The organism is Drouetiella sp., from assembly GCF_059504425.1.
Window position 1 is genome coordinate 1 of sequence record NZ_JCACIN010000125.1, and the last position, 11,805, is coordinate 11,805.

Below are 11,805 nucleotides of genomic sequence, written 5' to 3' on the forward strand. Positions count from 1 at the left end.
TGCAGGCTTTGGTCTTAACATGCTCAGAGACTTATTTAGAATGAAATAACCCTGGGATAGAATGCGTCTGCATGAAAAACAAGAATTGTCATAATTACAAAAAAATGTGAATGAATCAGCTTGCTCAACGCCGCGATCGCTATCTAGAGCTAACTAACCACATCTTGCCTCAACTGGCTCATCAACGACAATTTCCTGTCCGCAATAACCACTGCTTTCAACGTATTGTTTTAGACAACCTGTTTGGGCAGTGCTGGTACACTGTCTTGCAACGTGGCAAAGAAGCCGCTTATAAGCAGCTTACAGAAGCTCAGCTAGAATCAGCGATCGCTCTAGCCGAAGCTATTATCGCTCGACCAGATGAGTATATCTACCAGCTCAACCAAAACAGCTTGCGCTGGCGTGGAAAGGTGCGCTAGGCATTGCTCTACAACAACTTTCTCTGATAGTGCTCTCCCGCTTAATGCATTAATTTGGTCATAAAGCATGTGGCTCGACAGTTTCATATACTTTTCTTCTGTCTTACTTGAGTCCTTTTCCAGTCCCTCTTAGAGAGGATCTGTGTTGTGTGCGTGGCATGTCGTTAAATCACCTCAATCATCCTGAGAGCGTAGCTCATTTCATTCTGAGTAGGATGTTTATTTGGGATCTGAAGTAAAGAAATGAGCACAAATACTCAAAGGGCGATCGCTCTCTTCTATTGCTCTCGTCAGCGTTGGATACTGCTCTAAGAATTGAATGTATGCCTCGCCAACCCCTTCCCGAAGCGATCGTCGTCCCCATTCAGTCTTTGCCGTTCACTCAATTGGCAGTCACTTCAATCTCTAAAACTCCGATCGACCTGCGACAGCTACGAGTCGATGAAGTCTTGCCGTCCCGATTACTGTCCAAGAACGGATTACTTATCGCTGTACAACTTCAAATGAGGCAAGAGAACTACTTTTTTATCAATCGCATCCGTGCACTCTGCAAGATCCAGACCATCAAGATAGCAGTCACAATGCCATAAACCAATATGACAATGGGTGGCTGGAAAAGCATGGAGTTCGGTTGATTTGAAGCGATCGGGACTTGCACCACGCCGGCAATCAGCCAAGCGATTGACCGAGAGGACAATCGCCGGAGTAAAAACCACTGGGTAATGGCTGTTCCTGCCCAAACGGATACTGATACAATGTTTAGGCTATTGACACCTAATGAGCCAACGCCGATAGCAAGAGCAGCGCCAATGCCCCCACCTGCTACCGTCACACCTAACCACTGGGCGATTGGCAAGTATTGTCTGAGCAGCCAGGCCTGTGCCGCCCCCACCGCTGCTGTGAGCAAGAGAGACATCAAATCTCAGTAGATCGCAAATTCATTGTGGATCTGGCAAGTAGATGGCAGTGATAACCGGAAAATGCCGTTCAACCGCTTGGCAAAGAAACTCCAGCATGGTTTTGAGGCTAAACAACTTTGGATAAACGACTCGCCCCCCGCGCTGAGTACGGTTAATAAAGTACCAAAGTAGATACACCCAAAGGTTAACTAAGATAAACGCCAGAGCCACAAACAACAATCGAGTCACGGGATTTTTAGTGGTCGTGCGGATGCGGCAATGGTTCTTCATCCTATAGCTGGTTTCGATGCCAAAGCGGTCTTTGTAGTGGTGATGGAGTTGATGCAATGCCACAGGGACTCGATGAACAACGTAGAGGCTATATTGGATGCTATGCTTGCCCTTGGAGCCTTTGTGATAGGTGCAAACCACCCGCATTTGGCAGGTGACACAACCGTATTGGGCACTGTTTATCGTGTAACGAGTCTCATAGCTTTTGCGTCCTTTGAGCAGTTGCCGAGTCCCCGCTTTTTTGCCCCGAACCACCGCAGGCATGAGGAAGGGGATATTGAGGGCTTTGAGCCAACGGATGACGGGCACACTGTAAAAGCCTCGGTCGAGATAGAGGCGTTTGACCCTCACCCGCAGGGGATGCAGCATCGCCAAGAGATAAGTTACGGTCGCTACTAAGGTTTCTCGATGGGACACTGCATGAATGCCCAGGGTGACTCGCTTATTGCGACAGATGAGTATAGACTGTCGCGTAGGCGAAAAACCGGGTTGTCCCAGCTTTGGCTTGAGAACGATAGATATAGGGAGCTTCCGCTGCACGCTTGATTACCGTAATAGGGAATCAAGGGCAAATCAAGGCAATGCGGTGCCGCCCTTTGGCAATCTTGGGGGGAATTCGACTTTGCAATGCTTGATTGAGCTGTTGCTCCACCAATGCCATATCGCTCAGCTTATCCAGGTGATAGCGAACCCCATTGCCGCTGGGCACCCCCTCCAGTTGCCGCACCGTGTGTTCAATGCTGTCCCCCCGACTGGCTGCCCGCAGCAGGATCTCAAACAAGTCTTCGGGAGTGTAACCCCCTTCCATTTCAATCGGCAGATGCTCCAGCAGACAATCGAGCGCAACTTCTAGAGTCACCTCATCGGTCAAGGCAGGGGAGGGAGATAATGGAGAGGGGTAGGTCGTCATGGCTCTATCTCAATGCTTTTAGCCTGACCCTACCCCTTTCTTAGGCAATTTGCGATCTACTGAAGCTAGGAAGATAGCCACTCCTATCGCTCCCTCATTAGTACCCTCAATGGCGAAGCCCAGTTGACCAGCCGTAAAGAAGCTAACGTAGAGCGCAACAACCCCACCGACAAAGATGGCGCTCATACTCACTAGCCCCCACAACAAACCCAACACCCAATCAAGTCTGGGACTTGACATAAATTCTGCCTGTTCACAACTGCCCCATTCTATCGAAGCCGCATCTGATAAAGACGGCTCCTGTTGCAGTTCAATCATTGACAGCCGCCACACATCATGAGCAGCGCTTTGCACTTCATAGAGCAACCGTTATTTAGAGTACGATTAAAGACTCAAAAAGCCCGGTAATTCAATGTTGATAGGGCTTTGAAGTTACCCTGAATTTGCATAGCTCTGCTCTCAAAAGAAGACAAGAATATCTCTATCCCCTCACCCCACCCTTACTATGAGTAAGCAAACAGTTTGGCATAATTAGCAAATAGATGGCGCAAACCCTCTATGCTGCTCCGGACAAGCCTCCTGCACTTTAAGATCAGAGCATACGCGAATGGATGCTCAACTTACTGTAGAGAGCTAGAAACCCCAGGCAGTAATAGTTTTCAAGCATGAGAGAACGCGCCACTCATTTGCTAATTGCGCCCTGTTTGCTACTCATTTATATCTTTGCAATTCATCAAATGCTTCCAAATGCAGTAGTCCATGAGAAAATGATTTTTTGTGGACTAAGCAATTTCTAAGTCCACAAAAATCACTTATCTGGGTACCTACATCCTGCATAGTAGCTAAACTATGAATAAACTAGACGAATACAAAAGATGGAGAGCTTAAGTTAACAGCAGTAGTATTGACTCCAGCTAAGACAGCAACCAATTCGCTCGTCTGACCTACTTTGTTGAGGTAGATGCCTGTTCCAAAAGATGTGCCTCAATTGCAAACCAAAGTCGATCAACTTCTGTCTGAACTAACACCGGAAATAGTTGCTTCCATCACGGGTTATCCCTTCATCCCGGATACCTTATCTGCCTTAAACACTATTTAAATTGGTATGAGTTTCTAATGAGCGTGATGTGACGGAACAGAAACGAGTAGGCTGGAGGGTTTGATGCGATCGCCTTGCAACTTAATGCCACGAGAATTCGCTGCCAAATGATGCACCATCTTTGAATCGTTACAACCTCTAGTTCACCAATATATCAAGTGGGCACTGTTTACCCGATAAAATCTACTCAGTGTGGAGCATCTTCATGAGAAGGATCTTCTGAAGGAGAAGCCGTCCATCTCCAGTTAAGGATTTCTGGCATATCAATACCATTCTCATGGGCGTAGTTAAGGCATTCGATCTGCTGATTCCTAAACTCTTCCTTAGCATGGGCACCTGCAACCTGGAGCTTGGGAACGCGATCGATCACATCGATCGCAATGCTGAACCGATCGATCTGGTTGTTAATGGCAAGCTCTAGCGGCGTGTTGATGTTGCCCTTTTCCTTATAGCCGCGAACGTGCAGATTGTGGTGGTTGTTGCGTCGATAGGTGAGCCTGTGGACGAGCCAAGGGTAGCCATGGAAGTTGAAAATGATCGGCTTATCAAGGGTAAAGAGGCTGTCGAAGTCGCGATCGGACAAACCGTGCGGATGCTCTGTATCCGGCTGTAGCTTGAACAAGTCAACGACGTTGATGAATCGGAGTTTGAGATCGGAAAAATTCTCCCGCAGCATGACCGTTGCTGCTAGAGCTTCCAGAGTTGGAGTATCGCCAGCACAGGCTACAACCACATCTGGTTCGCTGCCGCGATCGGTGCTTGCCCAATCCCAGATGCCCAGCCCCTTTGTGCAGTGCTTGATCGCAGTATCCATGTCCATATATTGCAGGTGGAGCTGCTTATCGCACACAATCACATTGACATAATCCACGCTCTGTAAACAGTGGTCTGCAACCGATAGCAGACTGTTTACATCAGGGGGGAGATAGATCCGGGTTACGTCTGGACTCTTATTGAGTACCACATCGAGAAAGCCAGGATCTTGGTGGGTAAACCCATTGTGATCCTGCCGCCATACTGTAGAGGTGATCAGCAAGTTAACCGAAGAAATAGCAGCCCGCCAAGGGATATGCTGACAAATCTCCAGCCATTTGCAATGCTGGTTAATCATTGAGTCAATGATGTGAACGAAGGATTCGTAGGTGGAGAAAAAGCCGTGCCGTCCAGTCAGCACATACCCTTCTAGCCAGCCTTCCAGCGTGTGTTCACTCAGCATTTCCATTACCCGACCATCGATCGCTAATTCGCCACCGTCCTGATCCTCAGGGAAGTACTCTGCCATCCATAGCTTTTTACTGACTTCGTAGATCGCGGTGAGCTTATTCGAGGTATTTTCGTCAGGCCCAAACACGCGGAAGTTGTCCATGTTCCTCTGCATAATGTCCCGCAGAAAAACGCCTAAGGGCTTAGTGTTTTCAACCTCGATAGCACCAGGATGGATGACTTCAACCCCGTAATCGCGAAAGTCCGGCATCCGCAGCGCTTTACGCACCATCCCTCCGTTCGCAATAGGATTAGCGCTCATGCGGCGCTCGCCCTTGGGTACCAGATCTTTCAGTTCAGGAATCAGCTTCCCGCTAGCATCAAAAAGTTCTTCAGGTTTGTAGCTCCGCATCCACTGTTCCAGAATCTGAAAATGACCCTCATTGGTCGCTACGTCTGCCATCGGCACCTGATGAGCACGCCAGAATCCCTCCACTTTATGCCCGTCTATTTCTTTGGGGCAGGTCCAGCCTTTGGGGCTACGCAGAACAATCATCGGCCAGCGGGCACGTTTTGCCACACCTGTACTGCGAGCGGATGCCTGAATCTGCTTAATTTCTCCAACGCAGTGATCTAAAGTTGCAGCGATCGCCTGATGCATCGTTTCAGGATCAGAGCCTTCTACAAAGTAAGGTGTGTAGCCATAGCCTCTAAACAAGTCTTCTAGCTCCTGATGACTCACGCGAGCAAGCAGTGTCGGGTTGTTAATCTTGTAGCCGTTCAGGTGCAGAATGGGCAGCACTGCGCCATCGCGGATGGGGTTGAGAAATTTGTTGGAGTGCCATGCCGTTGCCAGGGGCCCAGTTTCAGATTCACCATCCCCGACCATCACGGCAGCGATTAGGTCTGGATTGTCGTAAGCGGCTCCGTAGGCGTGGGAGAGGCTGTAGCCTAGTTCCCCTCCTTCATTGATAGAACCAGGAGTTTCAGGGGTACAGTGACTACCAATACCGCCAGGAAAAGAGAATTGCTTGAAGAATCTTTGCAGCCCTTCCTCATCCTCGCTCTTGTCGGGATAGACCTCGGAATAGGTTCCTTCTAAGTAGCAAGGTCCCAGAACCCCCGGTGCCCCATGCCCCGGCCCTGCCAGGAAGATCATATTGAGATCTTGCTGTTTGATCAGCCGATTCAGATGCGTGTAGACAAAGCTTAAGCCAGGGCTGGTGCCCCAATGTCCTAATATACGATGCTTAATTTGTTCGATCGTTAGAGGCGATCGCAGCAGTGGATTGTCTCGTAGGTAAATCATGCCGATCGCCAGGTAGTTACAGGCGCGCCAATAGGCATGTGTTTTCCGCAATTCCTCGGCACTGAGGGGCGCACCCTCGACGGTAGACCGGGCTGTGCCAAATGCACTAATTGAGGTATCAAGAGTTGGTTTTGGAGGAGTAGCTACCATGATATTGATGTTTGATTTTTGAGGGTGGTTCAAATGGCTGAGTCGATGTACTGAGGAGAGTTTTGTAAGAGAGTCTTAGCTGTCACATGCGTCATTTATGTAATAGCTAAGCTATCATTTTTCTGGTTTCAAGCAGCATGACATAAGGATGTTTGAAATGATATATAAGTAGATGTTTGAATTGTATGAGTTTTCACATTCATCATGTTTTTCTCGTCATTAAAGTGAGCATCGTCAAGATTGGACATATTGATAGAACACTCGTTTCACGTTTTCGGCACAGAGGATGTAGAGTCCGACAATGGCTGCTAGCACCAAAAGGAACTCAATGGGTAAGGCTTGAAATCCCAGCAGACCTGCAAGCGGCGTATAGGGCAAGATAAGTGTGATAATGACGATCGCCATCGTAGATAAGAGCAGAGAAAGACTGGGTTTGCTATGAAGAATGGACTTATGTGTGCGAATGGATAGCACAATCATGGATGCAGAAATCACGGATTCCATGAACCATCCAGTTCTGAATTGTGCCGGGTCAGCCTGTAGCAGAAGCAGCAAGACCCCGAAAGTGAGGTAATCAAACACCGAGCTGAGCAACCCAAACACCAACATAAACTTGCGGATAAAGCGAATATTCCAGCGGCGGGGTTGGCTGACCTGTTCTCGATCTACGCGATCGGTGGCAATTGTCAATTCTGGGAAATCGGTGAGGAGGTTCGTTAGTAAAATCTGACTGGGCAGAAGCGGCAAAAAGGACAGAAACAGAGAAATTCCTGCCATGCTGAACATATTGCCGAAGTTAGCGCTTGTTGCCATGAAGACATACTTTAAGGTGTTAGCAAAGGTAATCCGTCCTTCCTTTACGCCTTCGACGAGGACGTTCAAATCCTTTTGCATCAATACAATATCAGCGGCTTCCTTGGCGACATCAACGGCACTCTCAACTGAGATGCCAACATCGGCAGCATGAAGCGCAGAGGCATCATTAATGCCGTCTCCCAGGTATCCCACGACATTTCCCGCTTTTTTGAGAGCGATGATAATCCGCTCTTTTTGGTTTGGCTCCACCTCAGCAAAGACATTGGTCTGTTGAACTTGATGCATTAAGGCTTCATCACTGAGCTTGCCTAGTTCAGAGCCTGTCAACGCTTTGGGGCTAGGCAGTCCGACCTGCTGAATGATACTCATCGCCACCGCCTTGCTGTCTCCGGTGATCATCTTTGGGGTGATTCCCAGCAATTCCAATTCTTTGAGGGTGTCACCAATGCCCGCTTTGGGTGGATCGAAGAGCGCCAGATAGCCCAGAAAGGTCATGTTCGCTTCATCCTCTTTGCTGAAGGAATCTCGATGCTTACTCTGAGGATCTATGCTGATGAGGTTGCGATAAGCCATACCTAAGATTCTCAAACCCTTACTGCCTAAATCTTCAGCTTGCTGGTGAAGGTTTTGTCGCTGGTCTACAATATCAATCGTTTTACCCTCAGCCATTTCAACCGTTGAGCAAACTTCTAGAACATTTTTGAGTGCGCCTTTGGTAACAATCAGATGCCTACCATCACTCTTAAACAGGATACTGAGACGCTTACGGTTAAAGTCATAGGGCACTTCATCTAGCTTTTGATAGCCCGAAACATCGAATGTTTTATAGGCGCGAATTGCAGTATCGATCGGGTTCACATAACCCGACTCAGAGGCAGCATTCAGGTAAGCATAGAGCAGAACCCGGTTACTTTCTTTTCCCTCTACATCAACCGCAGAGTGAATTTTTACTTGTCCTTCCGTCAGCGTTCCGGTCTTATCGGTACAGAACACATTCATGCTGCCAAAGTTCTCGATCGCCGATAAGCGCTTGACAATCACCTGCTTGGTCGCCATTTTCTTTGCCCCTCTCGCCAGGTTAACGCTGACGATCGCGGGCAATAGCTGGGGAGTCAAGCCAACCGCCAGCGCTAGAGAAAACAGAAAGGATTCCAGCACGGGGCGATCGAGGTAAACGTTGACGACAAAGATAAGAACCACTAAAATTAGCGTCACTTCCATCAGGAAGTAGCCAAACTGGCTCAGTCCCCGTTCAAATTCTGTTTCGGGCGGTCTGAGCTTCAGGCGTTCTGATACTTTGCCGAATTCAGTTTCTTTTCCGGTATGAATGACGATTGCTTTTGCCGTACCGCTGATAACATTCGTGCCTAGATAGAGAGAATTGGTGCGCTGGCTAAGTCCAGTTTCGGCAGGCAGTACGCTGCTAAGCTTATCAACCGGATAGGTTTCTCCGGTTAACGCTGCCTCATCCACTGATAGATCTTTCGACTCTAAAACGAGACAGTCACCGGGAATATTTTTCCCTGCACTCAGCACCACAATGTCGCCTGGAACGACCTCCTCGTTAGGAATGTCTTGAGCTTGACCATTCCTCAAAACCGTGGCTTTAACTTGCACGAGTGCCAGTAGTTTCTCAACCGCATTCGAGGCTCCTCGCTCTTGCCAAAATCCCAATAGCCCACTGATAAAGACGATCGCCAAAATGATAATGGCAGATGCCGCATCTTGAAGAAAGATAGACAACACTGCCGCAAAAATCAGAATCAAGATAATCGGACTCTTGAACTGATTGAGCAGCAGTATCCAGTCGCTCGATTTGTGTTTTTGTTTGAGGCTATTTGCGCCGTATTGACTCAGACGTTGTCTTGCATCTTGACGGCTTAATCCGGCGATCGTCGAGTGCGCCTGCTGTAGCACCTGATCTGTGGGCAAGCTCCAAAATGGGGAGAGTGGAGAATTCATCGGTTTGATTTTTGGAATTAGCCAATGGATTTGCAATGAATTTTTTTGCTGCCTAATGCGACTCAGCAAAGTGCTGTCGAATTTTTGCTGCGATCTGCCGATCCGTCATCTTATCGACTGTTTCAGTACCCACAACGCGACCCCCAAGGCTATTGGCTTCAAGACGTTCTTTCAGTTCATCTTTTGCCTCACCTGGTCCCAATATGAGAATGGACTCTGCGTCACGAAGATAGTCAATAACAGTATCATAGTAAGTATTAAGATGTCCTGTCAGAGTTCTTTGGCGGCTATTGTCTGCGGGAACTTGGCGTGATTCATAGGAACCTTCAAGCGGTGAATCACCAGAACGCCGGAGCTGTTTTTCCACGTCCGAAGTTATCTCTCTTGTCTCTTCCCCCTTCTCTGTAATTGTCACAACAACAGCTTTTCTATGGTCAATCCACAGCCCTACTTTGGTTTCCATCGGTATTTCCTTTTTGACTAGATTTATTTAACTATTGCTGTAGTCTTTATTATTACTGTGACAGACGAGGGTTTGATTTCCTGAATGAATTGATTAAGTACGATACAAAACATAATCAAAATGTACGGGTTATGGATCTACATCTCGTTGGGCTAAGGCTTGAATCTCAGTTCGCAGCGCGGTAATTTCTGCCTGTAGGGCTTGAATGGATTTCGCCCCCGCTAGCTCTGCGTCATCACTCCCGGCATCCTGACCCACAAAGAATGTTGCTAGCGTTGCTGTCACATACCCACAGATTGCAACGGCATATAGCGCTAGCAAAAAACATAGCACCCGTCCTTCCGCCGTCTTTGGAAAGTAATCAGACCCCACTGTGGTCATCACCATTGCCGTCCACCACAGCGCAGTGCCATAGTCAGGGATGCCAGCCGCGCCAACAGAAAGTTCATGTTCAAATGCGTACATCCCAGCCGATCCCAGGAGGGTAACGATCGCAGTTGCTCCCACCACATAACCAAACCCTCGCCGTCCCATACTGGCAGCCAGGACTCGCATTCCTTTGTTGGTTCGTGTCATCACCTGTAGCAACTGCAATCCTCGAACCGCATGAATGGATCGCAAAGGTCGTATGACTTGCAGAATCCGAAGGGTTCGTAGTGCGGGAACAAACAGTGAAAAAGCGGTCAACCAATGATGTTGGAGATAGAAAACTCTGCAAGGAGCAAGAAGAAGTTTGATACCAAAATCTATGATAAAGACGATCCAAATGAGGGTGCCGATCGCTGCTAGAAGAGGATTGAGTCCCCAAACTAGCTCAACGATAAACAGTCCTAACCAGGCAAAGCCCAGCACCAACATCGGTGTTTCCAGCCAATCTTCCCACTGTTGCAGCACTTCACTGCGCTCTTGTTGGCATAGCCGCTCAGAATGAGAATCTAACGTCGGGCTTTCCGGCGGGTCTGAATACCTCATCCCGCGTTGGGTCGATGAGACTGATAAACCTTGAGCTGTGCCCGGAGCTGGGCTATCTCCTGAGCCATATCTAGCACCATTGCGGCTCCGACTAAGTTTAGCCCCAAATCTTGGCGCAACCGCTGAATCTGGGCAATTCGGGCAATCTCACGGGAATGCAGCAGGTCGCCGATCGCTTCGATCACGCCTAACTCAACATAAGACATTACAACCGTAATCGAAGTCTCAGTCACTAATGCAGCGTATTCAAAGGTGTAGAGTTGTTCGCCTGTGGGTGAAACCACGATTTTTGAAAGGCTGAAGCTCATAATATAATCTCCTCTAACGGGGCACGCGGGTTAAAGCTCGTATTTGCCTGGATTTTTTCGTAGCATTCTTGCTCGATCGCACTCAAGTCTTGCGGCGTAACCATCTGAAGTTTGGCAAATAAGTCGCCTCGTCCTCCTTTTGGCAATGCCCAGCCTTTGCCGCGCAGTCTCAGTGATTGACCCGATCGCGCCCCTTTGGGAACTTTCATCGTCACGCTGCCATCTGGGGTCGGCACTTTGATTTGTGCTCCCAAAACCGCCTCATCGGGGCGAATGGGCACGTCGCAAACGAGATCATTGCCCTCGAATCGCCAGAAGGAATGCGGCAACACCTCAACGGTGAGATACAAATCACCACGCTGTTGAGTGAATGGACTCGGACGACCTTTACCCTTGATCCGAATGCGACTGCCGGGTTTCGCGCCTATCGGAATACGAACGTTGATGGTTTCATCATCGAGTTGCAGCCGCTTCTGGACACCGTGAAACGCTTCAGAAAAGGTGAGAGCGATCGCCGCTTCGGTGTCCGGTGCCGGAGCCTGAGAGCGAAATCCGGTGCCATCAAAGCCTCCCGGCGCGCGGGTTCTACGCCGCGATCGACCCAGCAAATCGTTGACGAATGCATCAAAATCGCCGTACTGATTGAAGTCGTCTGTCGCAGCTTGAGCGCCACTGGGGGTTGGTGCTTCAGGGTGACTAGGCTGATTCCAGTGCTGACCAAAGCGATCGTACTTCTGCCGCTTCTCCGGATCAAAGAGTACTTCATTCGCTTCGTTCAAATCTTTGAACTTTGCCTCTGCGTCCTGATCTCCAGGATTGAGATCAGGATGGTGCTTGCGGGCAAGTTTGCGGTAAGCTCGCTTGATTTCTTCAGGAGTTGCTGTTTTGCTGACTCCCAGGACAGCATAATAATCTTTGAAATCTGTTGCAGTTGGCATTACTGACCTCTCTTATACCAATTTAATGTGAGGAAACATATAATACGAGTCATAAAGTTAAGCCCT

At 48.6% G+C, this 11,805-nt stretch carries 9 protein-coding genes and 1 pseudogene; 1 reads left to right on the forward strand and 9 read right to left on the reverse strand.

The features are described from left to right. The first annotated feature begins 110 nt into the window (after positions 1-110). Positions 111-419: a hypothetical protein gene (locus tag AC5JMP_RS27275; protein WP_495854656.1), complete on the forward strand. Its 309-nt coding sequence runs from the start codon at positions 111-113 to the stop codon at positions 417-419. 517 nt (positions 420-936) lie between these two features. Here the strand turns inward: AC5JMP_RS27275 and AC5JMP_RS27280 are convergent. From AC5JMP_RS27280 to AC5JMP_RS27320, 9 genes and pseudogenes are all read right to left on the reverse strand, one after another. Continuing rightward, positions 937-1,335, reverse strand: a complete 399-nt coding sequence (locus AC5JMP_RS27280) for a hypothetical protein (protein ID WP_495854657.1) — start codon at positions 1,333-1,335, stop codon at positions 937-939. A 22-nt stretch (positions 1,336-1,357) separates the two neighbouring features. Further along, positions 1,358-2,519, reverse strand: a pseudogene (locus AC5JMP_RS27285) (transposase). A gap of 18 nt (positions 2,520-2,537) precedes the next feature. After that, positions 2,538-2,837, reverse strand: coding sequence for a hypothetical protein (locus AC5JMP_RS27290; protein WP_495854658.1), 300 nt, complete (start codon positions 2,835-2,837; stop codon positions 2,538-2,540). A 968-nt stretch (positions 2,838-3,805) separates the two neighbouring features. Beyond that, positions 3,806-6,280: a phosphoketolase family protein gene (locus AC5JMP_RS27295; RefSeq protein WP_495854659.1), complete on the reverse strand. Its 2,475-nt coding sequence runs from the start codon at positions 6,278-6,280 to the stop codon at positions 3,806-3,808. A 234-nt stretch (positions 6,281-6,514) separates the two neighbouring features. Beyond that, positions 6,515-9,067, reverse strand: coding sequence for a magnesium-translocating P-type ATPase (mgtA, locus tag AC5JMP_RS27300; RefSeq protein WP_495854664.1), 2,553 nt, complete (start codon positions 9,065-9,067; stop codon positions 6,515-6,517). Positions 9,068-9,110: 43 nt separating this feature from the next. Further along, positions 9,111-9,521, reverse strand: coding sequence for a hypothetical protein (locus AC5JMP_RS27305; protein WP_495854660.1), 411 nt, complete (start codon positions 9,519-9,521; stop codon positions 9,111-9,113). Positions 9,522-9,650: 129 nt separating this feature from the next. Further along, the gene (locus tag AC5JMP_RS27310) at positions 9,651-10,493 is read right to left on the reverse strand and encodes a potassium channel family protein (protein WP_495854661.1); all 843 of its coding nucleotides are present in this window, start codon (positions 10,491-10,493) and stop codon (positions 9,651-9,653) included. Then, the gene (locus AC5JMP_RS27315) at positions 10,490-10,801 is read right to left on the reverse strand and encodes a chaperone modulator CbpM (RefSeq protein ID WP_495854662.1); all 312 of its coding nucleotides are present in this window, start codon (positions 10,799-10,801) and stop codon (positions 10,490-10,492) included. The genes AC5JMP_RS27310 and AC5JMP_RS27315 overlap by 4 nt, the downstream gene beginning before the upstream one ends. After that, positions 10,798-11,739 (reverse strand): DnaJ C-terminal domain-containing protein, encoded by a 942-nt coding sequence (locus AC5JMP_RS27320; protein WP_495854663.1) that lies wholly within the window; start codon positions 11,737-11,739, stop codon positions 10,798-10,800. The genes AC5JMP_RS27315 and AC5JMP_RS27320 overlap by 4 nt, the downstream gene beginning before the upstream one ends. Positions 11,740-11,805 lie beyond the last annotated feature (66 nt).